The organism is Achromobacter sp. JD-1, from assembly GCF_038594925.1.
Classification (GTDB): domain Bacteria; phylum Pseudomonadota; class Gammaproteobacteria; order Burkholderiales; family Burkholderiaceae_B; genus Achromobacter; species Achromobacter spanius_C.
This window is the reverse complement of sequence record NZ_JBCGCS010000006.1, coordinates 61,547-85,581: the sequence shown is the minus strand read 5'-3', so window position 1 is coordinate 85,581 and position 24,035 is coordinate 61,547. Positions and strand designations below refer to the sequence as shown.

General features: G+C 64.8%; 21 protein-coding genes. 3 read left to right on the top strand and 18 right to left on the bottom strand.

The window, feature by feature from the left end; translation table 11 throughout:
* Nucleotides 1-56: 56 nt before the first annotated feature.
* The 7 genes from WBR68_RS11540 to WBR68_RS11510 form a co-directional block, all read right to left on the bottom strand.
* Nucleotides 57-842, bottom strand: coding sequence for an SDR family NAD(P)-dependent oxidoreductase (locus tag WBR68_RS11540; protein ID WP_230694291.1), 786 nt, complete (start codon nt 840-842; stop codon nt 57-59).
* 9 nt (nt 843-851) lie between these two features.
* Nucleotides 852-1,838 carry a Bug family tripartite tricarboxylate transporter substrate binding protein gene (locus WBR68_RS11535; RefSeq protein ID WP_230694289.1) on the bottom strand — a complete coding sequence of 329 codons (987 nt, stop codon included), beginning with the start codon at nt 1,836-1,838 and terminating at the stop codon, nt 852-854.
* A gap of 1,052 nt (nt 1,839-2,890) precedes the next feature.
* On the bottom strand, nt 2,891-3,592 hold the full coding sequence (gene msrA, locus WBR68_RS11530; protein WP_050450255.1) for a peptide-methionine (S)-S-oxide reductase MsrA: 702 nt from the start codon (nt 3,590-3,592) through the stop codon (nt 2,891-2,893).
* Nucleotides 3,593-3,691: 99 nt separating this feature from the next.
* A complete protein-coding gene (msrB, locus tag WBR68_RS11525) occupies nt 3,692-4,195 on the bottom strand; it encodes a peptide-methionine (R)-S-oxide reductase MsrB (RefSeq protein WP_050450256.1) in 504 nt (167 codons plus the stop codon).
* A 131-nt stretch (nt 4,196-4,326) separates the two neighbouring features.
* Entirely contained in the window at nt 4,327-4,608 is a 282-nt protein-coding gene (locus WBR68_RS11520; RefSeq protein ID WP_230694288.1) for a pentapeptide MXKDX repeat protein, read from the bottom strand.
* A 40-nt stretch (nt 4,609-4,648) separates the two neighbouring features.
* On the bottom strand, nt 4,649-5,440 hold the full coding sequence (locus WBR68_RS11515; RefSeq protein WP_230694287.1) for a molybdopterin-dependent oxidoreductase: 792 nt from the start codon (nt 5,438-5,440) through the stop codon (nt 4,649-4,651).
* 10 nt (nt 5,441-5,450) lie between these two features.
* A complete protein-coding gene (locus WBR68_RS11510) occupies nt 5,451-6,083 on the bottom strand; it encodes a cytochrome b/b6 domain-containing protein (RefSeq protein ID WP_230694286.1) in 633 nt (210 codons plus the stop codon).
* Between the two features lie 147 nt (nt 6,084-6,230).
* On the opposite strand from WBR68_RS11510, the gene WBR68_RS11505 reads away from it, so the two are divergent.
* Together WBR68_RS11505 and WBR68_RS11500 are read left to right on the top strand one after the other, a co-directional pair.
* Nucleotides 6,231-6,959, top strand: coding sequence for a response regulator transcription factor (locus tag WBR68_RS11505; protein WP_050450260.1), 729 nt, complete (start codon nt 6,231-6,233; stop codon nt 6,957-6,959).
* The gene (locus WBR68_RS11500; RefSeq protein WP_230694285.1) at nt 6,956-8,428 is read left to right on the top strand and encodes a sensor histidine kinase; all 1,473 of its coding nucleotides are present in this window, start codon (nt 6,956-6,958) and stop codon (nt 8,426-8,428) included. Before WBR68_RS11505 ends, WBR68_RS11500 begins: the two co-directional genes overlap by 4 nt.
* Before the next feature lie 5 nt (nt 8,429-8,433).
* Here the strand turns inward: WBR68_RS11500 and WBR68_RS11495 are convergent, their stop codons facing one another.
* The 4 genes from WBR68_RS11495 to WBR68_RS11480 all read right to left on the bottom strand — a co-directional run bounded on the left by WBR68_RS11495 (nt 8,434) and on the right by WBR68_RS11480 (nt 12,971).
* Nucleotides 8,434-9,591 (bottom strand): NAD(P)H-dependent flavin oxidoreductase, encoded by a 1,158-nt coding sequence (locus WBR68_RS11495; RefSeq protein ID WP_050450262.1) that lies wholly within the window; start codon nt 9,589-9,591, stop codon nt 8,434-8,436.
* A 142-nt stretch (nt 9,592-9,733) separates the two neighbouring features.
* Nucleotides 9,734-11,122, bottom strand: a complete 1,389-nt coding sequence (locus WBR68_RS11490) for a tripartite tricarboxylate transporter permease (RefSeq protein WP_127184442.1) — start codon at nt 11,120-11,122, stop codon at nt 9,734-9,736.
* Complete coding sequence (locus tag WBR68_RS11485) at nt 11,119-11,601, bottom strand: hypothetical protein (protein ID WP_230694284.1); 483 nt, start codon at nt 11,599-11,601, stop codon at nt 11,119-11,121. The genes WBR68_RS11490 and WBR68_RS11485 overlap by 4 nt, the downstream gene beginning before the upstream one ends.
* A gap of 80 nt (nt 11,602-11,681) precedes the next feature.
* The gene (locus tag WBR68_RS11480; protein ID WP_230694403.1) at nt 11,682-12,971 is read right to left on the bottom strand and encodes a hydroxymethylglutaryl-CoA reductase, degradative; all 1,290 of its coding nucleotides are present in this window, start codon (nt 12,969-12,971) and stop codon (nt 11,682-11,684) included.
* 132 nt (nt 12,972-13,103) lie between these two features.
* On the opposite strand from WBR68_RS11480, the gene WBR68_RS11475 reads away from it, so the two are divergent.
* Entirely contained in the window at nt 13,104-14,525 is a 1,422-nt protein-coding gene (locus WBR68_RS11475) for an aminotransferase-like domain-containing protein (RefSeq protein ID WP_230694283.1), read from the top strand.
* 66 nt (nt 14,526-14,591) lie between these two features.
* Here WBR68_RS11475 and WBR68_RS11470 read toward each other — a convergent pair whose 3' ends face one another.
* From WBR68_RS11470 to WBR68_RS11440, 7 genes are all read right to left on the bottom strand, one after another.
* Complete coding sequence (locus WBR68_RS11470; protein ID WP_230694282.1) at nt 14,592-15,350, bottom strand: anaerobic ribonucleoside-triphosphate reductase activating protein; 759 nt, start codon at nt 15,348-15,350, stop codon at nt 14,592-14,594.
* Complete coding sequence (locus tag WBR68_RS11465) at nt 15,319-17,178, bottom strand: ribonucleoside triphosphate reductase (protein WP_230694281.1); 1,860 nt, start codon at nt 17,176-17,178, stop codon at nt 15,319-15,321. Before WBR68_RS11465 ends, WBR68_RS11470 begins: the two co-directional genes overlap by 32 nt.
* Nucleotides 17,179-17,326: 148 nt before the next feature.
* Nucleotides 17,327-17,677 carry a DUF3325 domain-containing protein gene (locus WBR68_RS11460; RefSeq protein WP_050450266.1) on the bottom strand — a complete coding sequence of 117 codons (351 nt, stop codon included), beginning with the start codon at nt 17,675-17,677 and terminating at the stop codon, nt 17,327-17,329.
* Nucleotides 17,674-19,299: a PepSY-associated TM helix domain-containing protein gene (locus WBR68_RS11455; protein ID WP_230694279.1), complete on the bottom strand. Its 1,626-nt coding sequence runs from the start codon at nt 19,297-19,299 to the stop codon at nt 17,674-17,676. Before WBR68_RS11455 ends, WBR68_RS11460 begins: the two co-directional genes overlap by 4 nt.
* Nucleotides 19,300-19,499: 200 nt before the next feature.
* Nucleotides 19,500-20,633 (bottom strand): serine hydrolase domain-containing protein, encoded by a 1,134-nt coding sequence (locus WBR68_RS11450; protein ID WP_230694278.1) that lies wholly within the window; start codon nt 20,631-20,633, stop codon nt 19,500-19,502.
* A gap of 58 nt (nt 20,634-20,691) precedes the next feature.
* Nucleotides 20,692-22,506, bottom strand: coding sequence for an ABC transporter ATP-binding protein (locus WBR68_RS11445; RefSeq protein WP_230694276.1), 1,815 nt, complete (start codon nt 22,504-22,506; stop codon nt 20,692-20,694).
* On the bottom strand, nt 22,503-24,032 hold the full coding sequence (locus WBR68_RS11440; RefSeq protein WP_230694274.1) for an aldehyde dehydrogenase family protein: 1,530 nt from the start codon (nt 24,030-24,032) through the stop codon (nt 22,503-22,505). The genes WBR68_RS11445 and WBR68_RS11440 overlap by 4 nt, the downstream gene beginning before the upstream one ends.
* Between the last annotated feature and the right edge of the window lie 3 nt (nt 24,033-24,035).

The window sequence follows — 24,035 nt, the reverse complement described above, 5'->3', positions numbered from 1 at the left end:
CCCTTTCGGGAAGTGGGTTGGCGCCTTGGTGGCACTGATGGCTCAGCCTCAATGTCTTAGCTTGCATACAGGTTCGCAAGCGACGCTTTGACAAACCCGCCGTCCACCACGATGTCCTGCCCATTCACATACAGCGACGCATCGCTGGCAAGAAACGCGACGGCTCCCGCGATATCCGACGGCAATCCGATACGCCGCGCCGGGATGTGGGCGATGCGCTTTTGCAGCACGGCGTCGTCGCGGTAGTGCGCCTCGGACAGGGGCGTGCGGATCATGCCCGGGCTGATGGAATTTGCGCGGATCCCCAGCGGGCCCCATTCCACGGCCATCTGGCGGGTCAAGGCTTGCAAGGCGGACTTGGTGGTGCCGTAGGCGCCGACTCGCGTTGGTGTCTGGGCAGAGATCGACGCCACATTGATGATGCTGCCCGCCTGCTGCGGCCGCATCAGGGGAAACAGCGCCTGCGCGCACAGCAACGCGCCGCGCAGATTGACGCGGAAGATGCGGTCCCATAAGTCGATCGGGAAGTCCTCCAGCCCCACCGGCGCGGCGCTGATGGCTGCGTTGTTGACAAGAATGTCGCAACGGCCGAAGCGCTCGCCAAGCCGGCTGGCCATCGTCGCTACCGAGTCCGGGTCGGAAATATCGCAACGCACGTTCAGCAAGCCATCGGGTTGCGGGGCGGTATCGGAGGCGTTGATATCCACCTGCGCCACGGCCGCGCCCAGGGAACGCAGGTGTTTGCAGATGGCCAGGCCGATTCCGCCCGTGGCGCCCGTGACCACCGCCACGCGGCCTTGCAAGGCGTCGACCGCGAAGGCGGGATTGAAAGACGTGTCCATGCGTTTGGCCTACTTGTTTTTCAGGTCGGCCACTTTGGCCAGGCCTTGCCAGATGACGGCGTCGCGCTTGATCGATGCCGCGAATTCCTGCGCGGAAATTGTTGGGGGCACGATCATGTTCTGGCCTTCGATGCTTGCTCGGACCTCGGGCGTGTGCTGCGCGCGGTAGATCTCGGCGTTAAGCCGGTCGATGATCTCGGGCGGCGTGCCCGCCGGGGCAAATACGCCATACCAGCCGTCGGCTTCGAATTTGTAGCCTTGCTCGGCCAGGGTCGGCACGTCCATCGTGGCAGGCCAGCGCCGCGAACCCGTCTGACCCAGGGCCACCAACTTGCCGCTACGCATGAAGGGAACGGGTGAGGCGATGTCCATGAATCCCACGCTGATCGTGTTGGCCATCAGGTCGGTGCTTTCCGTGACCAATTGCTTGTAGGGAATATGCGGCATGTCCAGGCCGTAATGGGACTTGATGCCCTCCATGGCCAGGTTGCCGGACGAACCGGTGCCCCAGGATCCGTAGGCAAGCTTGCCGGGGTTGGCCTTGGCGTAGGCGACCATGTCCGCCAGATTCTTGAAGCCCATGCTGGGGTTCGCAACCAGCAGAATCCCTGCCGCGCCGACCTGGGCGACGGGCAGCAGGTCTTTTTCCGGGTCGTAGGGTAGCGAGGGAAGCACAACCGGATTCAGCAGGATGGCGGAAGAGGGCGCAAGCACCAAGGTATAGCCGTCGGGCGCTGACCTGGCCACCGCGTCGCATGCGATCAAGCCGTTCGCGCCGGGCTTCGATTCCACGACGATGGGCTGCTTTAGCGCCTTGGACAAGGGCGCGGCGATCAGGCGGGCAAAGATATCGCCGCCCGCGCCCGGTGAACCGGCAACCACCAGCCGGATGGGTCGGTCGGGCCAATTGCCTTGGGCGGCAAAGGCGTTGACGCCCAGGCCCATCAGCATGCCGCCCAGCAGGATGGCCCGTCGTGTGGGAAGGGATTGGGTCATTGCTTGTCTCCGAATCTTTGAATTCTTTTTGAATTCATTTTTGAATTATCAGGAGCTCTAAATTCTAGGTAGCTGAACGAGCTTGGCTATAGCTGAACCCGCAGATCTGAACTGCGCGAATCGCAGGAATAACGGACACGGCCCGCCTGTAATGCCGATGCCTTCGTGCTGCGTTTTTTGCAGAAGAGATCTTCAGAATATGGCGGTATTGGATGGGCGGATGGCTTTTCACACTTTCAGGGAGACAACCGAATAAGAGCAAGCCTTGCCTTTCGCCATTCGTCGCAGTTTGCTGTTAGGGGGCGTAGCATTTTCGTGTGCGGCCGCCGCGGATGGGCTGACGGCCATTCTTGGCGGCCAGATCGACGGCCACCTCACCACGATCAGCACCCCCGAAGCAAGATCGGTAAGTGCTATGAAAACATACAAGGATGGGTGAAGCGCGGCACGCCGGTGAAAAATACGTTGAATTACAACGCGCGCAACCCATAAAGCAACCTAGCAGCCCCAAGCCGTTTCAGCCACAACGCAATGGCTGCACGATGGGTTCCGCGCGTTCGGGGATGCTTATCTTGTGCCGGTTTTCGCGCGCTTCACCCATCCTACGTACACACTGGCTGGTGCTTGGGTCAATCGTAGGATGGGTGAAGCGCGGCACGCCGGTGAAAAATACGTTGAATTACAACGCGCGCAACCCATAAAGCAACCTAGCAGCCCCAAGCCGTTTCAGCCACAACGCAATGGCTGCACGATGGGTTCCGCGCGTTCGGGGATGCTTATCTTGTGCCGGTTTTCGCGCGCTTCACCCATCCTACGTACACACTGGCTGGTGCTTGGGTCAATCGTAGGATGGGTGAAGCGCGGCACGCCGGTGAAAAATACGTTGAATTACAACGCGCGCAACCCATAAAGCAACCTAGCAGCCCCAAACCGTTTCAGCCACAACGCAATGGCTGCACGATGGGTTCCGCGCGTTCGGGGCTGCTTATCTTGTGCGGGTTTTCGCGCGCTTCACCCATCCTACGTGTGGGCCGGGATTATGTGTCGCCGCGTTACTTCGCGTTTTCACTCACCAGAACCGGCTTTTCCCGATACTTCGCGGGAAACGTCTTCGCTAGATTTTCCACTTTCGGCACATCATTTATCACGATGTACATGCTGGTCGGGTGGCGCACCAGATAGTCCTGGTGATAGCCCTCGGCCGGGTAAAACGCTTGCAGCGGTTCAATCGTGGTGGCCAGCTTCTTCGAATACACCCCGGTCTTGTTCAATTGTTCGATATACGCTTCGGCCACCTTGCGCTGGCCTTCGTCCGCGGGAAACACCGTGGACCGATATTGCGTGCCGCGATCGGGGCCTTGACGGTTCAGTTGCGTGGGGTCGTGGGCCACGGAGAAGTAGATCTGCAGCAGTTCGCCGTAGCTGACCTGTTTGGGGTCATACGTGATTTCAACCGCTTCGGCGTGGCCGGTGCGGCCGCCGCTGACGGTGTCGTAGTCCGCGGTATCCGCCTTGCCGCCCGCGTAGCCGGATACGGCGTTGCTGACACCTTTGACATGCTGGAACACGGCTTGCACGCCCCAGAAGCAGCCGCCGGCAATGACAGCTTTTGCTTGTCCGGCGGCGGCCTGGGTTTGGTCAACGGCCGGGGCGGGAATGATGAAGGCGGTTTCGGCGGATTGCGATGCGCCCGCACCCAACAGGCCGCAGGCGGCGGCAAGGGCGGCGCAGAATTTTTTGGCTTGGAAGTTCATGGTCGTAAATCCTGAAGGTGCGGATGTTCAGTCGGGCAGGTCAGCCCCGGGCAGGTGAGCCCCGGGCAGGTCAGCCCCGGGCAGGTCAGCCCCGGGCGGTCAGCCCTGTGCCGTAAACGTCATGGCGACGCCGTTCATGCAGTAACGCAGGCCGGTGGGGCGGGGGCCGTCATCGAAGACATGGCCCAGGTGTCCGCCGCAATTCGCGCAATGCACGGCGGTGCGGACCATGCCGAAGCCGGTGTCGCGGGTTTCGCCGACGGCGTTGGGCAGGGGCTGCCAGAAGCTGGGCCAGCCGGTGTGGCTGTCGAACTTGGTGTTGGACGAAAACAGGTGCTGCTCGCAGCCGGCGCATGAGAACGTGCCGTTGCGGTGTTCGTCGTTCAAGGGGCTGGAGTAGGGCCGTTCGGTGCCGTCGCGGCGCAGCACCTGGTATTGGGCGGGCGTGAGCCGGGCGCGCCATTGCTCGTCGGTCAAGGTGTAGGGATAGCTTGCGGCGGCTTTGGCGGCCGAGGCGCTGCGGGGAGTCAGCCAGGGGGCCAGGCCGGCCGCCAGCGCGGCGCCGCCGCCCAGGGTCAGGAAATGTCTACGGTTCAAAGTCATGGCGTGGCTCCTTCAAGACACAGCAAAGCGGGCGCGAAAAGGCGGGGGCGCAAAAAAAGGGGCGCGAGCAAGGCGGCGGGCGGCGGGGCGGGTGGCGACAGCCGGCCCGCGCACGCCCCGGTGCCTGTTCCTTACTTCTTCATGCCGTCCTTCGACATGGAATCCTTGGACATCGAGTCCTTGGACATCGAATCCTTCGCCATGCCGTCCTTGCTCATGCCATCTTTGGCCATGCCGCTTTTCGACATGCCGTCCTTGGCCATCCCGTCTTTCGACATACCGTCCTTGGACATCGAGCTCTTGCTCATGCCGTCTTTGCTCATGCTGTCCTTGCCCATGGTGTCGGCGGCATGCGCGGCCACGGCGCCAAAGGCCAGGCACAGGGAAAAAGCAGCGGTGGTGAGTGTCTTCATGATGCGTTCCTTTGATGGATTGAGTAAGACAGGGGTGCACCTAGCTTCCGCCGAACCAGTTGTAGCCCTGGTCCTCCCAGTAACCGCCTGGGTAGGTGTTGGTGACAAAAATTGCCTGTATGTGCTTGGGGTTCTTGTAGCCAAGCTTGGTAGGCATGCGCAGCTTCATGGGGAAGCCGTACTCGGGGGGCAAGGTCTTGCCGTCATAGGTCAGCGCCAAGATCGTCTGCGGGTGCAGCGCAGTGGGCATGTCGATGCTGGTGTAGTAGTCGTCGGAACACTTGAAGCCCACGTACTTGGCCGTCAAGTCCGCGCCAACGCGCTTGAGAAAGGTGGAAAACGGCACGCCGCCCCATTTGCCGATGGCGCTCCAGCCTTCCACGCAGATGTGGCGGGTAACTTGGTCCACCTGCGCCATGGCGCGCAGCTCTTCCAGCCGCCATTGGCGCTTGTCGGCCACCATGCCGGTGACTTCCAGCCGGAACGTTTCCTCGTCCACGTGGCGCACTTCGTCGATGCCGTAATAGGCATTGAAGGGAAACGGCCGGGTGATCATGGATTCCGGGTAGGTGGGCGCCAGCTTGTTGGGGTCGAACAGCCAGCCCTGCACGCGGTCATTGAAGCGCGATACGGATGTCAGCGCCTTTTCCACGTTCTCATCGTCGGACAAGGAACACCCCGACAGCATCGCTACGCCGCCCAGCGTCAGGCTGTTGCGCAGGAAGGCGCGGCGGGAAGGTTGCTCGACGCGCTTGCTGATCAGGTTCTTGGCTTCTTTCAGAATGGCCGCGCCGTCCAGGCCCAGCAGCGACAAACGTTTTTTCTGGCTCACGGTGGGCTCCTTATTTGCCGCGGATCATGGCGATGAGGCTACGGGGCACCAGCGCCACCATCACCAGGTGTACGGCCACGAAGGCCACCAGCAGCGCCATGGCGAAGAAGTGGACGCGGCGTGCGGATTCATAGCCGCCCATCAGCTCGCGCAGCAGGTCAAACTGCACGGACTTCCACAGCACCAGGCCGGACAGCACCAGCACCACAATGTCGACAATGACGAACAGGTAGGCCAGCTTCTGCACCTGGTTGTAGTGACGCAGGTCACCGTGGGACAGCTTGCCGCGCAGGGCGGCGCCCAGGTCGGCGGCCACGCCGCGCGGGCTTAAAGGGAAGAATTTGCGCCAGAGCCGGCCGGTGGCCAGGTTCAGGGCCAGATACAGCAGGCCGTTGGCAAACAGCAGCCACATGGCGGCAAAATGCCATTGCAAGGCGCCGCCCAGCCAGCCGCCCAGCGTGATGCCGTTGGGAAAGGTGAAATCAAAGAACGGGGCGGCGTTATAGATGCGCCAGCCGCTCATCACCATGATCACCACCGCCAGCGCGTTCAGCCAGTGCACCACGCGCAGCCAGCCGGGGTGGATGACGCCGGGGGGCCGGGCGGCGGCGGGGGGAATGTGACTGGCGGGGCTTGCCATCATGGCGGGTCTCCGGGGCGGGGTGCTGTCGTTGGAGCCATTCTTTCCCGGGGCCGATATCGAAGTCCTCACGCAAACTTAAAAAAATTGTGATAACTCACCGCCCGCGGATTGGCGACAATGGCGGTGTTCCCTTTGCCCGAGCCCCCCATGGACACGCCCCGCCGCGTTTTGATTGTTGAAGACGACGCCCACATTGCCGAATTGCTGCGCCTGCATCTGCGCGACGAAGGCTATGAGGTGGAACACGCGGCCGACGGCAACGAGGGCATGCGCCGGCTGGAAGAGGGCAGTTGGGACGCGCTGGTGCTGGACCTTATGCTGCCCGGCATCGACGGCCTGGAAATCTGCAAGCGCGCGCGGGCCATGGCGCGCTACACCCCCATCATCATCACCAGCGCGCGGTCCAGCGAGGTGCACCGCATTCTGGGCCTGGAACTGGGTGCCGACGACTATCTGGCCAAGCCGTTTTCCATGCTGGAACTGGTGGCGCGGGTGCGGGCGCTGCTGCGCCGTAGTAACGCTATTGAGCGCAATGCGCGCATCGATGCCGGCAGCCTGGCCGTGCATGGCGTGTCCATTGACCCCATTGCGCGCACGGTGGATGTGGATGATCGCCGGCTGGACCTGACGCCGCGCGAGTTCGATCTGCTGCATTTCTTTGCCCGCCATCCCGACAAGGTGTTTTCTCGGATGGACCTGCTGAACCACGTTTGGGGCTATCAGCACGAAGGCTATGAACACACGGTCAACACGCATATCAACCGGCTGCGCACGAAGATCGAGGCCGACCCGTCCGACCCCCGCCGCATCCTGACCGTATGGGGCAGGGGCTATAAATTCGCCGCTGGCCCGGGCGCTGCCGGAGCCGCACCATGAAACGATTCACCTTGACCCAGCGTTTGTCCGCCGTGTTTGCGCTGCTGTTGCTGGCCTGCTGCGGCGCGTCGGCCTGGTTGCAGATTGCCGCCAATTCGCGTTACGAGCAGGAAGTGGTGCAGCGCTTGTCCAGTGGCCTTGCGCAGCATATTGCCGGCAGCACCGAACTGATGGACGCCAATGGCTGGAAGCCCGACGCCGTGCGCTCGCTGTTCGACATGTTGATGGCGGTGAACCCCGCCGTTGAGGTCTATCTGCTGAACAACGACGGCCGCATCGTGGCTGACGCCGCGCCGGCCGGGCAGATCAAGCGGCGTCAGGTGGATCTGAACCCGGTCAAGCGCCTGTTGGCGGGCGACACGCTGCCCATTGTGGGCGACGATCCGCGCAGCGAGGATGCCCAGAAGGTGTTCAGCGCCGCGCCCGTGCGTGTGGGGGCGTCGGACGCAGGCTACGTCTACGTGGTGTTGCAAGGCCAGGCGCACGATGCATTGGCGATGTCGGTGTCGCGCAGTTCGGTGTTGCGCACCACGCTGTGGTCGATTGCCCTGGTGGCCTTGCTGGGCTTGGTGGCGGGCTTGACGGCGTTTGCGCTCATCACGCGGCCACTGCGCGCCTTGACGCGGGCGGTCAGCGCGTTTGAAGGCGACGATGGCAAAGCGCTGGCTGCGTTGGCCCGGCCCGGCGACGCAACGGACAAGAGCCTGAATGAAATCTCGGTACTGCGCCGCAGCTTCGTGCAGATGGGCGGGCGCATCTCTGACCAATGGCGCGAGCTGACGCGGCAAGACCAGCAACGCCGCGACCTCGTCGCCAATATTTCGCACGACCTGCGCACGCCGCTGACGTCCTTGCATGGCTACCTGGAAACGCTGCGTTTGAAAGATGAGACGCTGGACGTCAGCGAGCGCCGCCGCTATCTGGACATAGCCCTGGCGCAAAGCCGCAAGGTGGGGCGGCTGGCGCAAGAGCTCTTCGAACTGGCGCGGCTTGAGTCTGGCTTGGTGCGGCTGGAACCGGAAACGTTTTCCCTGCCGGAACTGGTGCAGGACGTGATGCAGAAGTTTGAACTTGCCGCCGAAGCGCGCCAGCAGGAACTGACGACCGACATTCCCCAGGCCTTGCCCTTGGTGCGCGCCGACCTGGGCCTGATCGAGCGGGTGCTGACGAACCTGCTGGACAACGCCATTCGCCATAGCCCACCGGGCAGCCGGATTGCCTTGCAGTTGGGCGTGGCGCAGAACCGTGTGCAGGTGCAGGTCAGCGACACGGGCAAGGGTATTCCGCTGGAATTGCGCAGCGGTTTGTTCACGCGCGCCTCGGCGTTGAACCGGGGGCCGCGTGATGGCGGCGGCCTGGGTCTGGTGATCGTGCAGCGCATTCTGCAACTGCATCAAAGCGAGATCCGGCTGGTGGAACGGCCGGAACCGGGGGCGGTGTTTCAGTTTGATCTGTCGGCGGCGCGGTAGGCGGCTTACGCCGCTGCCGGCATCTGCCCATGCAGCAGATAGTCCATCAGTTCGCGCACCGACCGCATGGCGCTGCCGAACGGCAGCTTGGACGCGCCTCGGAAGAACAACCCACGGCTGACTTCTCCGCGCAGCGCGGCAGCCAGCTTTAAATCAATACAAAACTGCCCAAAGCGCGACAAGCCATCGCGCAGCCCGCATTGCGTCAGGCAGTCCATGCGCTGGCTGCAACGGCGTGGATCGCAACGCGTGCCGGCTTGCAAGGTGGATTCCTGGCGCAGATAGCGCGTCAGCCAAGGGGTGGCGACCGCGCGCGCGGGCAGTCCGGCCACGCTGGTGAATTCAGCCAGTTCGGCCGGGTCGGCATCCATCAGCACGCGCTTGAAGTTTTCATGGGCGTCGCCTTCCTGGGTGACGGCGAACGCGGTGCCCACCTGTACGCCATCGGCGCCGTGGGCTAGCCAATGGCGCACTTGGTCATGGCTGCCCACGCCGCCCGCCACGATCAGTTGCGGCGCGTCGCGGCCCAATTGCAGTTCATCGAACAGCGCATGGCAGTCGGCCAGCACGCGCTGGAAATCAAAGCGCTCGTCGTGAATGTCGGTGATGCGCGCAGCGCCCAGATGGCCGCCCGCATAGCCGGGATGTTCGATCACCACGGCGTCGGCCAGCCGGCCCTTCTTCATCCATTTCTTCAACACAACGGCCACGCCGCGCGCTTCGGACAAGATCGGCACCAACGCCACCTTGGGGAAATCCGCCGTCATCTCGGGCAGGTCCATCGGCAGCCCCGCGCCCATCACAATGGCCTGCGCGCCGCTTTCGCAGGCCTGCCGCACCAGCGCGGGGTGGCCGCGCACGGCTTTCATGACGTTCACCGCGACCAAGCCCCGGCCTTGCGCCGTGTCCAGCGCGGCGCGCACTTCACGGTCCAGCGCAAGCAGGTTGACGCTGTCGATCAGGTCGCGGTCATTGCACTTTTCGGTTCTTTCAAGCAGGTCGGGATGGTGGTGGCGCAAATCAATGCTGGCGATGGTGCCCACCGCATTCTGGCTGGCCACCGCGCCCGCCAAGCGATGCGCCGACACGCCGACGCCCATGCCGCCCTGCACAATGGGCAACAGCTCGCGGCCGGCAAGTTTGAGGGATGTGAACCACGTCATGTTGATGCCTTTCCTCTGGTCAAGTGGACAGAGGCTAGAGCAAGGCATGGCGGGTTGCCTTGCGCGGGATCAAGCGGCGGGGATTGAGTCGGCGGGGCGCATGGCCCCGCCGGTGTTGGTGCTGGTCTAGTGTGTCAAGCGCTTACGCCATCAGCTTCACAATAGCCGGCACCGACAGCACGGCCGTGTAGTAGCCCATGAACTGCACGCCCGTGTTGAAGCCGAAGCGGCGCGAGAGCAGGCCACCGAACAGGCCCATCGTCAGGATGACCAGCAGGCCCAGGAATTGGCCTTCCCAGATGCTGATGACGATGATCAGGCCCACGAAGGTGGCGATGATGGCTTCGTGGCTGACGCGGCGCGACACGAACAGCGCGGCGCGGCGCGCGAAGTTCATGGCGAAGGGGTAAGACACCAGTGCCGCCAGCAGCACGGCCAGCATGCCGTAGCCCAGAAATTCCCAATGGCTCAGCAGGTTGTGCAGGTTGTGCGTCTGGCCGGTGGCGGCGTCCACCGTGAAGCGCGGCGGCGCGTTGAACAGCGGCGCGGCGGGGCCGGCGGCCACGGGGCTGAGCGGCAGGCCGAAGGCGATCAGCGGAATCAGCGCCTCGGCAATGTAGGTGGCTTCGGTGACGCCGTTGCGCGCCGACAGCACGGTCGTCAGCCGATGGTAGGCATGCTTGATGCGCGACCCCACCAGCTCGCCCAGCACCACGGTCATGGCGACGGGGCTGAACACGAAGGTGGCGCTGGAGACGGCGGCGGTGGCCAGGGTCCAACGTGTCTGCACGCGGTCCATGACCTTGAGCGGGTTGGGAAAATAACCCGACCAGCCCTTGACGTCGGGCGCCAGCGAGAACGTGCGGACCTTGTCGCGCATCATGCTCTTGCGCCCCATGGGCGACACCACGGTGAACAAATCCGCGATCAAGGGTCCGATGGCGATGCCCAGGAAATAGCTGATGCTGAGCTTGACGCCGTACTTGGCGGTCAGGCTTTGCAGGGCAATGATCACCACCACGAAGGGCACCAGCAGCGCCACCGCCGACCAGCGTCCGGCCGAGAAGTACGCGATAAGGACCGCCGCCGCCAGGAAGATCCAGGGCGCGGATTTGGTGATGGCCGCGCCAAACGGCGCCAGTAGCACGGCGAACAGCACGGCCAGCGGCACCGCCACGAAGGCGGCCACGATGGCGCCCGACACCATCTTGCGCAACGCAATGTGCGGCACGCCCAGCTTGCGCAGCATGTTCGCGTCTTGCAGCAGCGGCGTGGCCATGGTGTCGCCTGGAATGCCCAATAGCGCTGTGGGCACCGCGTGCGTCATGTGCTTGGCCACGGCGCCGGCCAGAAAGAAGGTGAAGACGCCGGCGGGCGGCACGCCCAGCAGCACCACCAGCAAGGTCAGCGGCGCAAGCGTGGTGGTTTCGTCGGTGCCGGACACCAGGCCGATGGCGGCGAACACCACCGCGCCCAGCAGGCCCATGGCGGCGGCCACCATGATTTGTTCAAGCAGGATGGGGTCGCTCATGCCAGCGCCTCCTTGGATGCGCCTTGCGGCAGGTCGGTGGACGGCGGCGTGACGGACTGCGGCTTGGCCTCGGCGAACAGTTCGTACAGGCCAAGTTCCTTCAGCTCGCGCACCACGGGTTCGGGCAGGTCGGCCAGCGAACCCAGGCCGCCCGGCTGCTCGGCCAGTTCGGCCAGCACTTCGGCGCGCCAGGCGGGGTCATGCGTGGAGGCGTATTCGACCACTTCGCGTTTGGGCGGGAACAGGCGCGCGCAGATCACGCCCGCGATCACGCAGCCGGCCAGGCCGGCCAGCATGGCGTAGGCGTGCGCCAGTTCCGGCGACGCCACCACGCCACGCAGCCAGCGGCTGGCGGCGTAGAAGCCGGTGACGCTGATGGCGATGCCAATGCCAATGGCCCACGCCAGTTGGCGCAGGTCCACCGTGTCGTTCCACACTTCTGCCAGGCGCCAGGACGGCGCTGGGGATTTTGGTTCCATGTCTCTCTCCGTTGTGGTGGGGCGGTGCGGCCGTGCCTTGGTCGCATCGCCTCTGTTCTTATGTAGCCGGGGGCCAGGGCTTATTTCTTGGCGCGCAGTTCCTCCAGCAAGGCCAGCGCGCGGTCTGTGCGTACGTCTTTTTCTTCGGCCATGCGCTTGGCGACCGTATCGATCTCGGCGCCCACGGCGCCTGCCACCAGCGCGATGTTGCGCGCGTGCAGGGCCATGTGGCCGCGTTGGATGCCTTCGGTGGCCAGGGCGCGCAGCGCGCCCAGATTCTGCGCCAAGCCCACGGCCACCGCCACTTCGCCCAGCTCTTGGGCCGAGCGCACGTCCATGATCTTCAGCGCCAGCCGCGCCAGCGGATGCGTCTTGGTGGCGCCGCCCACCAGGCCCACGGGCATGGGCATTTCGATGGTGCCGACCAAGGCCCCCGAGTTGTCTTTTTCCCAGGTGGTCAGTGACGTGTAGCGGCCCGAGCGCGCGGCGTAGGCGTGCGCGCCGGCTTCCACCGCGCGCCAATCGTTGCCGGTGGCCACGATGACGGGGTCGATGCCGTTCATGATGCCCTTGTTGTGCGTGGCGGCGCGGTACGGGTCGACGGCGGCGAAGGTGTAGGCGTCCAGCACGCCTTCGATGATGTCGGCGCCGCTGCGATCCTTGGTGTCCAGCACTTGCGGGGTCAACCGCACGCGGGCGCGCGCCAGGCGCAGGTCGGCCAGGTTGGACAGGATGCGCAGGCGCACCGAGCCGCCCGTGATTTCTTCCACCAGCGGCGCTACGGCTTCGGCCATGGTGTTGACGGTGTTGGCGCCCATGGCGTCGCGCACGTCCACGATCAGGTGCAGCACGATCATCGGGCCGCGCGGCGTGTCGGCGAACACATGCACGTCGATGTCCTGGCAGCCGCCGCCCAGCTCGATCAGCACCTTGTCGCGGCTGTTGGCCAGCGTCAGGATGCGTTCACGTTCGCGTAGCAGCGCCAGCCGCGCGCCGTGCGGGTCGGTCAGGCCCAGCACCTGCACCTGCGCGCGCATCAAGGGGCGCGTGCTGGACGTTTCAAAGCCGCCGCATTCGCGCGCCAGCTTGGCCATGTAGGACGCCGCCGCCACCACCGACGGTTCTTCCACGGCCATGGGCACCAGCACGTCGCGGCCATTGACCTGGAAGTTGCCCGCCACGCCCAGCGGCAGTTCGAATGCGCCGATGACGTTTTCGATCATGCCGTCGGCACGGTCCAGTCCCAGCGCGCCGGGCTGGGCCAGCAACTGTTGTTCATCGGGGGTCAGCGCGGCGGCCTGGGCAATGGCGGCCAGGCGTTGTGCGGGGGTCAGCGCGCGGAAGTTGGGTAGGCGTGAATCGGCCACGATGGCAGGTCTCCGTATCGTTATTGAGTGGCCTGATTCTAGGTAAACTGTACCGCTATTGAGAGGTACAGTTTTGCCAAACAGTACCATCGCACTGCACCAATTTTGACGGACGCCCAGGGCGAAAAACACAGCATGAATGACCCCAGCAACACCGGTAAGCGGCCGCGCGGCGCGCCCATTGCGGAAAGCCTGGCCAAGCTGATCGGCCAGCAGATTGCCGATGGCGTCTACCGACCGGGCGACAAACTGCCGTCGCTGCGCGAACTGTCGCAGTTGCACCGCTACGCCAAGAACACCGTGGTGGTGGCGTTTGAAATGCTGGTGGCCCAGGGGCTGGTCGAACCGCGCCGTGGCTCGGGCTTCTTCGTGCTGGACGGCGATTTCGCGCGCAAGGCGGCCGACGAGGAACCCGGCCAATTGAGCCGCGCCATGGACATCGTCTGGCTGATGCGTGAACAGCTCAAGACGCAGCCCGACGCCGTCCAGGCCGGCGATGGCTTTCCGCCCGTGGAATGGCTGGCCGACATGCGCATGGACCGCTATCACCAAAAGGTGGTGCGTACCGGCTTGGGTGCGCTGTTTCGCTACGGCAGCCGCTTTGGCTACGCGCCGCTGCGCGAAAGCCTGGTGCGCAAGCTGGGCGACGTGGGCGTCAATGTGGCGCCGTCGCAGTTGGTGCTGACGCATGGCGCGAACGAGGCGATGGACCTGGTGATCCGCTACTTTGTGCCGCCGGGCGCCACCGTGTTGGTGGACGACCCGGGCTACTACCCGCTATTCGGCAAGCTGAAGCTGGCGGGCGTGCGCATGCTGGGCGTGCCGCGCCTGTCGGACGGGCCCGACGTGGCGGCGCTGGAAGCCTTGTTGCAGCGCGAGAAGCCGCGCTTGTTTTTTACGCAGTCGTTGGCGCACAACCCGACCGGGTCGGACATCTCGCTGGCCAAGGCCTATAAGGTGCTGCAGTTGTCCGAGCGCTACAACCTGATGATCGTGGAGAACGATGCGCTGGCGGACTTCAAGCCCACGTCGGCGGTGCGGCTGTCGGCGCTGGACCAGTTGGAACGCACCATCTACATCGGCAGCTTTTCAAAGTCGTTCTCGGCGGCGTTGCGCGTGGGCTTCATCGCCTGTAACTCGGCGCTGGCCAGCGACCTGGCCGACCTGAAGGCGCTGGTGCACGTCAGCAGTTCGGAATACTGCGAGCGCATGGTGGACGTGATGCTGCGCGAAGGGCACTACGAGCGCCATCTGGCGCGCTTGCGCCAACGGCTGGAGGCCGCCACGGGCCATGCTTTGCAGGTGTTGGATGCGCTGGGCGCCGAGGTGTATTCGCGGCCGACCAGTTCCTTGTATCTCTGGTCATCGTTTCCCGGCGTGGCGGATTCGTTGACGCTGGCGACGGATCTGATGCCCGAGAAAGTCATCATGGCGCCGGGCCGCGTGTTCAGCGTGGATCCCACGGCGGTGTCGCCGTGGTCGCGGTGCAATGTGGGCGCGATTGGGTCGCCGCGTTTTCGGGCCACGTTGGAAGCGGCGCTGGCGGCGCGGCGTTAGGCACCTGAGACTGCCGGTTGTATCTGCCGCTTTTTTCTGCCGCTTTTTTCCTCCGGCTTTTCTGGTTCAGCGATAAGCGAACTCCTCGAACCATTGCCCTATGCTCGCCTGCGCCTGCGGACTCAGCATGCGCGCGGCGGGCAGGTTGGAAGCACCGCGCGCCGACTGCACGGCAAAGCGCCGCACGCCCCGGTGCGCCAGCGCTTGCGCCAAGTCCAGCAGCCGTTCCTCGGCCAGCCAATCGGGGTGCCAGGTGATGCGGCATTCAAAGTCCGTACCGGCTGACAGCAACTGCGTCAGACACGCCATGGCCGGGCGATGGGAATCGCGGCGGCCGGTGATGTCGTCGTAGCCTTGCGCATCGGCCTTGATGTCCAGACCCACCCAATCCAGGTGGCGCAACACATCGGCCAGGCGCAAGGGGTAGATGCCGGCCGTGTGCAGGCCCACGCGGTAGCCCATGCGCTTCACGTCGCGTATCAACGATGGCAGGCGGGGTTCGGACAGCGGTTCGCCACCCGAAAACACCACCGCGTCCAGCAAACCCGCGCGGCTTCGCAGGAAGGCGCGCGTATCGCGCCAGTCGTAGCGGGCGGCGCGGGTTTGCAGATCGGGGTTGTGGCAGTAATGGCATCGCCACGGGCAACCGGCAATAAAGACCACGGCGGCCAACTGCCCCGGCCAATCCACCGTGGAAAACGGAACCAGTCCGCCGATGGCGGGCGCATGCCGGGGCAGGGCCGTCGCCACGGGTTGCGGGGGCCCTGCATGCGCAGCCCTGCGCGCGACCGGTTCAGTGTTGTTCGACGAAGAAGCGGCGTTCATGGAATTCGCCTTGTTTGCCGGTGTTGAAGGACGACACGGGACGGTGATAGCCCATGACGCGGGTCCAGACCTCGCAGCGCACCGGTTCGGGGGTGTTGCCTTCGGCCTCGCACTTGGGGCAGACGTCGTGGTGCCCAGCCAGATACCCGTGGTGGGGGCAGATGGAAAACGTGGGCGTGACGGTGATGTAAGGCAGCCGGAAGTTCGACAGCGCGCGGCGCACCAATTCCTTGCATGCCTGGGCCGATGACATGGCCTCGTTCATGTACAGGTGCAGCACGGTGCCGCCCGTGTACTTGCTTTGCAGCGTTTCCTGCAATTGCAGCGCGTGGAAGGGGTCGTCGGTATGGCCCACTGGCAATTGGCTGGAGTTGGTGTAGTAAGGCTGGGCAAAGCTACCCGCCTGCAAGATGCCGGGAAAGCGCTTGCGGTCTTCACGCGCGAAGCGGTAGGTGGTGCCCTCGGCGGGTGTGGCTTCCAGGTTGTACAGGTGCCCGGTCTGTTCCTGGAATTCGGTCATGCGCTCGCGCACGTGGTCCAACAGTCGCACCGCCAGCGCGTGGCCGGCCGGGGTAGTGACGTCGTCGGCGTCGTTGGTGAAGTTGCGGATCATCTCGTTGATGCCGTTTACGCCCAGCGTGCTGAAGTGGTTGCGCAAGGTGCCCAGGTAGCGGCGGGTGTAGGGGTACAGGCCTTGGTCGATGTAGCGCTGCACCACGCAGCGCTTGGTTTCCAGCACGTCACGGCCAAGCTCCAGCAGGTGGTCCAGCCGTTGCATCAGCCGGGCTTCATCGCCCCGGCAGGTATGGCCCAGCCGCGCGCAGTTGATGGTGACGACGCCCACGGATCCGGTCTGCTCGGCCGAACCGAACAGGCCGTTGCCGCGCTTGAGCAATTCGCGCAGGTCCAGTTGCAGGCGGCAGCACATGGACCGCACCATGTGCGGTTCCAAATCCGAATTCAGGAAGTTCTGGAAATAGGGCAGCCCGTAGCGCGCCGTCATCTCGAACAGGCGCGTGGTGTTGGGGTGGCTCCAATCAAAGTCCGGCGTGATGTTGTAGGTGGGAATCGGGAAGGTGAACACGCGGCCCCGGGCGTCGCCGGCCATCATCACTTCGATGTAGGCGCGGTTGATCATGTCCATTTCTGCTTGCAGTTCGCCATAGGTGAACGGCATTTCCTCGCCGCCCACGTAGGGCACCTGTTCTTTCAGGTCGGCGGGGCAGGTCCAGTCGAAGGTCAGGTTGGTGAAGGGCGTTTGCGTGCCCCAGCGGCTAGGCACGTTCAGGTTGAAAATCAGTTCCTGCATGGCCTGCTTCACGTCCGCGTAGGTCATGGCGTCGCGGCGGATGAAAGGGGCCATGTAGGTATCGAACGAACTGAAGGCTTGCGCGCCTGCCCATTCGTTTTGCAGTGTGCCCAGAAAGTTGACGATCTGGCCGATGGCCGCCGACATGTGTTTGGGCGGCGTGGATTCCACCTTGCTGGGCACGCCGTTGAAGCCTTCGGTCAGCAGTTGGCGCAAGGACCATCCCGCGCAATAGCCGCTAAGCATGTCCAGGTCGTGGATGTGGAGGTCGCCGTCGCGGTGCGCCTGACCCGCTTCGGGCGTGAACACGTGCGACAGCCAATAGTTGGCCGTGACCTTGCCGGCCACGTTCAGGATCAGGCCGCCCAGGCTGTAGCCCTGGTTGGCATTGGCGTTGACGCGCCAATCGCGTTGGTCCAGGTATTCCTCCATGGCGCTTTCCACATCGACCAGCTTGTTGCGGTCGAATGCAGCGGGAGGGGCTGGGACGTTAGGGGGGAGATCGTGCGGAAGCAGCATGTCGGACACCATATGTAGTGGGGTGTCAAAACTCTATCACTACATATGGTGTTGATGTCTGCCTATGGAAGACGATGTCAGCCTGGCTTGATGCGGGTCAAACAGGGAAAAACGGAGGGGAAAATCGCAATGCGGCTTTCGCCTGGCGTCAGAAGCCGATGCCAATACCCGCCAAGGAAATGGCCACGGCCAGCGCAGCGGTGCGGGCGGCGGGGCGGGGCGCCCAAGACAGCATGCCCACCCACAGCAGCGCGCCCGCCGACAGCCAGCCCAGCCACGCCACCACACCCACTGTGTTGCCCCACAGGCCCACACAAGGCAGCAAGGCCAGCGCCAGCAACAGCACGCCCGCGCCGCGCAGCACGCGCGTGTGGCCCGCTGACGGATCGCGACCCCAGACCTGATCGTAATGGCGTGGCATGGCCAGGCTCAGGCAGGCCATGCCCGCATAGGTCAGCAACAAAGCCACTGCAATGGCGAATACGTCGTTCAGGTTCATGCCGCAGCCTTTTGAGTCGCGCGAGGGGTGCGCCGGGTGGGCGCGGGCTCAGGCCTTTTCCACAAACGGATGGCTGCCCAGGCGGATAGTACGCCAACGGCCAGGGCGGTCAGTTCCACGCCCGCGCTTTCCCAGTCGCCGCGCGCCATCTGCGCCACGGGGTGGTCGCCCAATGTGGCGAATGACAGCACCGGCAGCAGCAGGCATAGCGCCGCCAGCAAGCCCAGTTGGGTCGTCCACGCAAGCCGGGGCCGACACAGCCAGGCATGCGCCAGCATCAACGCCCACAGCCCGAAAAAGCAGCGCAGTTCCCACAAGGCGCGGTTTTCCAGTGCGACGGGCAGCAGGCGGTTGGCCCAGAAGTAGCCAATGCAGGCCACCGCCAGACCGGCAAGCGCGGCCACATTCAGGCCTTCGATCAGGCGATACATCCGCGCGGTGGCGGCGCCGAATTCATTACCCAGCTTGGCGCGCCGCTTCACCATGAACAGCACGGCGCCCGTGCCCATCATGGCGGCCCCGGCCAGGCCGCATACGAAGTACAGCCACTTCACGGCCAGCCCGCCAAACGGCGCCATGTGCAGGTCACCCATGACCTGGCGCGTGAGTGCCGGCGCGCCGCCGATGACGCCGCCCGCCGGGCGCATGCGCAGCAGTTCGCCCGTGGCCGCCGAGAACTCGGCCATGCCGGTGGTGGCGCTGATGTTGTGCAAGGCGTCGCTGGTTTCGTTCCAGCCGTAGACCGCAACGCGCATGGAACTGTCTTCGGGGTTCTGGATGACGATGGCGCGCGCGCTTTGGCCAATCAGGGATTCGGCGCGCGCCACCAGCGGTTCCAGCGGCGGCATGGCCAGCGCCTGGCCGGTGCGCGCGGGCCTTTCTTCGCCCTGCATTTCGGCCAGGTAAAGGCGGGTGGCTTCCATGCCGGCCCCGTACTGCGCCACGACGGGGGCGGGCATCAGTTGCGCGCTGGAAATCACGATGCCGGTGTAGGCAATCATGAACTGGAAGGGCAGCGTCAGCACCGCCACGGCGTTGTGCGCGTCCAGCCACGAACGCTGGCCTTTCTTGGCGCGGAAGGTGAAGAAGTCCTTGAAGATGCGCTTGTGCGTGACCACGCCCGAGATCAGCGCGACCAACATCGCCATGGTGGCGAACGCCACGATCCACACGCCGAAGCGGCTTTCGTGAAGCATGTAGTGGAAGTTGACGAAGTGTGTGCCGCCCAGGGTGGCGCGGCCTGCTTCGTCATGATGGTCGTCCAGTTCGGCGCCCGTGGCGGGGTCCAGTTCGGCGTCGGCGTACATGCCGTTCTTGTCGAACCAGTAGACCGACAAACCGTTGTCATGGTGCCGGTTAACGGGCCAGATCTCCCACATGCCCGCGCCCCGGTGATGCTGCGCCATGTAGTCCACGGCCAGGTCCAGACGGCGTGCGCGGTCCACGGGTGTGCGGTCTTGCGCGGCCGCCGCGGCATCGACCGCCGCCACTTCGGCCGCGTGGTGCTCGGGCGTCATCCAATGGGTGATGGGTTCGGCGAAGAGGGCCAGCGATCCGGTCAGGAAAACCGCGTACAGCAGCCACGAAAACCACAGGCCGACCCAGGTGTGCAACCAGGCCATGGATAGGCGGAAACCGGATTTCAGAGCGAACCTCTTATTGTGGGATTGCCGCCGTGAGCTTGCGGGCAAGAAGTTTTATTGAGAATTGTTCCGATTCTAAGCTAATTGGGGACATCAATGTGAAGGCGCTTATGTGGCGACTTCAGTATGGCGACGTCAACGTTGAGGCGGCCGGACTCGCTCGTCTTGGCCCAAAGCGCTTAGAACGCCCGGGCCAGCGCCGCGAAGAAAGCATCGTCGTTGATCTCGACGCGCTTTTTATAGCTGGGCTTGCCGCGCGCGCTCAGCACCACGGCCACGAGCTTGTGCGCCGGGTTGATGTGGATGAACTGCCCATAGATGCCTTCTGCCTGGAAGGCGCCGGCCAGGGCGGGGTCCTTCAACTCTGGCACCCACCACATGTAGCCGTAGGGAATTTCAGTGTCGCCAATACGGTACGGGGTTCCTGCCTGCGCCACCCAGTCCTCGGGCAGCAGGCGTTCGCCATCCAGTTGCCCGTCTTCCAGGACGAATTGCCCGAACCGTGCGTAGTCGCGCAGGGTGGCATTCATGCCGCTGCCCGAGATCGTCATGCCGCCGGGGCATTCCGCCCACCAGGTCGCGTCGGATTCCATGCCGATTCGCGACCACAGCCGCGACTCCAGGTAGTCGACCAGCCGCTGGCCCGTTGCGCCTTCCATCACCGCGCTCAGCAGATACGATTCCCCCGTGTTGTAGGCCCAGGCCTGGCCCGCCGGTTGGCGCGCGGGCAGGCCTTTCATGAAGTCGCGGATGCCGCCTGCTTGCCAGCGGGTCTGGATGTCCAGCAACTGACGGCGCTCGGATGCCGCGTCGCCGTAGTCTTCGTTCCATTGCACGCCCGAGCACATGCGCAACATCTGGCGCAGCGTAACCTGGCGATAGACCCCGCCCAAGTCCGCGTACCGTGTCACCGGATCGTCCAGCGAGTGGATCAGCCCTTCCTTGAGCGCCACGCCCACAAGCGTCGCCGCCACCGACTTGGCCAGCGAACACGAGTTCCAGCGCGTTTCAGGCGCGATGCCACGCTGATAGGTCTCGAACGCGACTTGCCCGTCCTTCATCACCAACAGGCCGGCCACGCCGTTGGTGGCCAGATAGTCGTACAGGTCGAACACACGCCCTTGATCCTGGATGCGCAAGGCGGGCATGCCGCCGGGCCGCAGTGGCAGATCACGCACGCGCTCGCCGCGCGCCACGGTGTCGGACGCAAACCAGCCGGGGTCGCTGGACAGCGCCCGCGCAAGTTCGTCAGGAAGTAGCGTGCCGTCGTAGAACCGCATCAGATGCGTCTTCAGGGCGGGCGTCATGGGCATGGCAGGTTCCAGATTTGAATTCATGGGTGGTGGACGGAAGGCGCGCGCCATGCGGGCCTTAGTCGTCCTGCATCACAAAGTGGCCGGGCGCGACTTCCTGGTAGCGCCGCCTGGGTGGCGTATAGCCCGGCGGGCGCAGCGTGTGCCGGATCTCGTCCTGGATAAGATGGCGCGGCATGGCCAGGCGCGCGCCCGGGTCCGCCACGGGCACGGCGTCCAGCAAGCGTCGCGTATAGGGATGGCGGGGGTCGTACAGCACGGCGGCGCGGGAGCCGATCTCGACGATCTCGCCCATGTACATCACCGCGACGCGATGGCTTACGCGCTCCACCACGGCCATGTCGTGCGAGATGAAAAGATAAGCCAGCCCCAGGTCGCGTTGCAGCGTCAGCATCAGGTTGATGATCTGCGCCTTGATCGATACGTCCAGCGCGGATACTGCCTCGTCGGCCACCAGCAACGACGGCCCGAGCGCTAGGCTGCGGGCGATACAGATGCGCTGGCGCTGTCCCCCCGAGAATTCCTGCGGGTAGCGGTCGCCGGCCGCGCTGTCCAGGCCCACGCAGGCCAGCAGTTCGGCCACGCGGGCGCGCAGTGCGTCGCCCTTGCAGACCTTATTCACTATCAGGGGGCTGGCCACCGCCGCCGCAACGGTCTTGCGCGGATTCAGGCTGGAGAATGGGTCTTGAAACACCATCTGCACATGGCGCGCCATGGCGTCGCGGTCGCGGCCCCTGGCTGCGTGGATGTCCTGGCCATTGACTCGCACCGTGCCCGAGGTTGGCGTCAGCAGGTTCATGATGCTGCGGCCAATGGTGGACTTGCCGCAACCCGATTCGCCCACCAGCGCCAGGGTTTCGCCTGGCTGTACGCTGAACGACACGTTCTCGACGGCATGTACCATGCCGCGGTCGCGCGACAGCAACCCCGAACCCATGCGGTACCGCATCGTCAGCGCCTGAACCTCAAGCACAGGCGGGGCATCGGCGCGCACGGTGTTCGCCGTTTCCCGGGCTGGCGTCTTGATTCCGGTTTGACGGTCGATGGCGGGAAACGGCAGCGGACGCGCCACGTCTTTCATGGCGCCCAGGCGCGGCACGGCCGCCAACAGGGCCCGCGTATAGGGCTCGGCGGGCGCCTCGAAAATACGAGCGGTGTCGCCACATTCGATCTGCTGCCCGCCGCACATCACGACCATCCGGTCCGCCACTTCCGCCACCACACCCATGTCATGCGTGATGAACAGCACCGACATGCCGTCGTCCTGCTGTAGTTCGCGGATCAGGGCCAGAATCTGTGCCTGGATCGTGACGTCCAGCGCGGTGGTCGGCTCGTCGGCGATCAGCAGCCGGGGCCGGCAGGCCAGCGCCATGGCGATCATGACCCGCTGGCGCATGCCGCCCGACAGGTGGAACGGATAGTCTTTCAAACGAGTCGCCGCGGCCGGGATGCGTACCTTCTCAAGCAGGCGCAGCGCCTCGGCCTGCGCCGTCGGCCAGTCCAGGCCCCGATGCAGCATCAGCGATTCAGCCACCTGGAACCCGATGGTGCGCACCGGGTTCAGGCTGGTCATCGGCTCTTGGAAGATCATTGCGATATCGGCGCCGCGAATCTTGCGCATCTGGGGTTCGGGCAGCGCCAGCAGGTCGCGGCCGCCCAGCAGGACGCTGCCCGACACCTGCGTGTCGCGCGGATTGAGCAAGCGCATGATCGACATGGCCGTCACGCTTTTGCCCGAGCCGGATTCGCCCACCACGGCCACCGTTTCACGCGGGGCCACCTCGAAGTCCAGGCCGTCGACGACGGTCTTCCAGCCGCCCGGCACCCGGAAGCGGGTGTGCAGGCCGGCGACGCGTAGCACCGGCGCGTTCACGCGCTCAGCCCCATTGCGGACAGACGCAACCAGATCGTCTTGACCTGCTGGTATTGCGCCATGGCCTCCAGCCCTTTGTCGCGCGCCAGCGACCCCGAGCGCCGGTAGCCGCCGAAGGGGGTCTTGATGTCACCCTCGGTAAAGCCGTTGACCGCGACCGTGCCGCACTCCAGGCGGCGCGCGAAGTACATGGCGCGGTCCAGGTCACGGGTGTAGACGGTGGCATGCAGGCCGTAATCGGTGCCGTTGGCAATCCGCAGCGCCTGGTCCATGCTGTCCACGGGCAGGACCCCCAGGACCGGGCCGAAGATCTCTTCGCGGGCGATAACCATGTCCGGACGCAGGTCCGCGAAGACGGTGGGACCCAGGTAGTGCCCGCGACCGCCCGGCGCGCCACCGGCTTCCAGCACGCGGCGCGCGCCTTCCTCCAGGCCCTTGGCCACATAGGACTGCACGCGGTTGCGCTGGCCCGCCGAAATCAGCGGGCCCATGTCGGTTGCCGGATTCAGCGGGTCTCCGATCACGATCTGCTTGGTTCGCGCGATGATCTTCTCCACGTAGGCGTCCTGCCGCGACCGCGCCACCAGTTGGCGCATGTTGGCCGAGCAATTCTGACCACCATTCCAGAACGCGGCCATCACGGCATTGTCGATCAGATCGTCGGTCAGGTCCGCGTCATCGAGGACGATGAAGGGGCTTTTCCCGCCCATCTCCAGCCCCACCGTTTTCAGGTTGCTGGACCCTGCGTATTGCAGGAACAGCCGCCCCACGTCGGTGGACCCGGTGAACGATACGGCATCGATGTCAGGGTGCTGTCCGATCAAGCGTCCCGTGGTTTCGCCCGGCCCCGTCAACACGTTCAAGACGCCCGGCGGAATGCCAGCCTCGATCGCCAGCGCTGCCAGGGCCAGGGTGGTCAGCGACGTTTCTTCGGCTGGCTTGACGATGACCGAGCAGCCGCTGGCCAGCGCGGGAGCCAGTTTCCACGTGGCCATCAGCAGGGGAAAGTTCCAGGGCAGCACCGCCGCCACCACGCCGATGGGTTCGCGCACGACCATCGCGCAGTCTTCCTGCCCGGTCGGGGCCACGTGGCCGTAGCTCTTGTCCACCAGCTCGCCGTACCACTGAAAGATCGCCGGCACTTCCTGCGTGATCTCGCGCAGGCAGTCCCGAATGGGCTTGCCGCTTTCCAGGCTTTCCATGACGGCCAGCTTGACGCCATCACGGCGGATCAACGCCGCCAGCTTCAGCAGGGCTTCCTTGCGTTGCTCCGGTGCGCAGCGCGACCAGGCGCCGCCGCGGAACGCCGAGCGCGCCGCCGCCACCGCGCGGTCCACGTCTTTTTGGCCGCAATGGGCCAACGTGCCGAGCACGGCGTCGGTGGCGGGGTTGCTGGTTTCGATCAGCGCTCCGTTATCGGACGCCGACCAGTCGCCGTCGATAAAGGCGCGGTCGGGCAAGCGCAGGCCGGCGGCCATGCGCTGCAGTTCTGCATGGCTGGGAAGGGGCAGGGCGGGTTCGGACATCAT

What these genes read in the sequence shown, in the direction of transcription:
- WBR68_RS11510 (WP_230694286.1), bottom strand. Translation starts at nt 6,083, where the DNA reads ATGATGGCAAGCCCCGCCAGTCACATTCCCCCCGCCGCCGCCCGGCCC.
- msrA (WP_050450255.1), bottom strand. Translation starts at nt 3,592, where the DNA reads ATGAACTTCCAAGCCAAAAAATTCTGCGCCGCCCTTGCCGCCGCCTGC.
- WBR68_RS11460 (WP_050450266.1), bottom strand. Translation starts at nt 17,677, where the DNA reads ATGAACCTGAACGACGTATTCGCCATTGCAGTGGCTTTGTTGCTGACC.
- WBR68_RS11455 (WP_230694279.1), bottom strand. Translation starts at nt 19,299, where the DNA reads ATGGCCTGGTTGCACACCTGGGTCGGCCTGTGGTTTTCGTGGCTGCTG.
- WBR68_RS11495 (WP_050450262.1), bottom strand. Translation starts at nt 9,591, where the DNA reads ATGACGTGGTTCACATCCCTCAAACTTGCCGGCCGCGAGCTGTTGCCC.
- WBR68_RS11465 (WP_230694281.1), bottom strand. Translation starts at nt 17,178, where the DNA reads ATGCTGCTTCCGCACGATCTCCCCCCTAACGTCCCAGCCCCTCCCGCT.
- WBR68_RS11485 (WP_230694284.1), bottom strand. Translation starts at nt 11,601, where the DNA reads ATGGAACCAAAATCCCCAGCGCCGTCCTGGCGCCTGGCAGAAGTGTGG.
- WBR68_RS11540 (WP_230694291.1), bottom strand. Translation starts at nt 842, where the DNA reads ATGGACACGTCTTTCAATCCCGCCTTCGCGGTCGACGCCTTGCAAGGC.
- WBR68_RS11440 (WP_230694274.1), bottom strand. Translation starts at nt 24,032, where the DNA reads ATGTCCGAACCCGCCCTGCCCCTTCCCAGCCATGCAGAACTGCAGCGC.
- WBR68_RS11500 (WP_230694285.1), top strand. Translation starts at nt 6,956, where the DNA reads ATGAAACGATTCACCTTGACCCAGCGTTTGTCCGCCGTGTTTGCGCTG.
- msrB (WP_050450256.1), bottom strand. Translation starts at nt 4,195, where the DNA reads ATGACTTTGAACCGTAGACATTTCCTGACCCTGGGCGGCGGCGCCGCG.
- WBR68_RS11505 (WP_050450260.1), top strand. Translation starts at nt 6,231, where the DNA reads ATGGACACGCCCCGCCGCGTTTTGATTGTTGAAGACGACGCCCACATT.
- WBR68_RS11520 (WP_230694288.1), bottom strand. Translation starts at nt 4,608, where the DNA reads ATGAAGACACTCACCACCGCTGCTTTTTCCCTGTGCCTGGCCTTTGGC.
- WBR68_RS11490 (WP_127184442.1), bottom strand. Translation starts at nt 11,122, where the DNA reads ATGAGCGACCCCATCCTGCTTGAACAAATCATGGTGGCCGCCGCCATG.
- WBR68_RS11450 (WP_230694278.1), bottom strand. Translation starts at nt 20,633, where the DNA reads ATGCCCATGACGCCCGCCCTGAAGACGCATCTGATGCGGTTCTACGAC.
- WBR68_RS11475 (WP_230694283.1), top strand. Translation starts at nt 13,104, where the DNA reads ATGAATGACCCCAGCAACACCGGTAAGCGGCCGCGCGGCGCGCCCATT.
- WBR68_RS11470 (WP_230694282.1), bottom strand. Translation starts at nt 15,350, where the DNA reads ATGAACGCCGCTTCTTCGTCGAACAACACTGAACCGGTCGCGCGCAGG.
- WBR68_RS11535 (WP_230694289.1), bottom strand. Translation starts at nt 1,838, where the DNA reads ATGACCCAATCCCTTCCCACACGACGGGCCATCCTGCTGGGCGGCATG.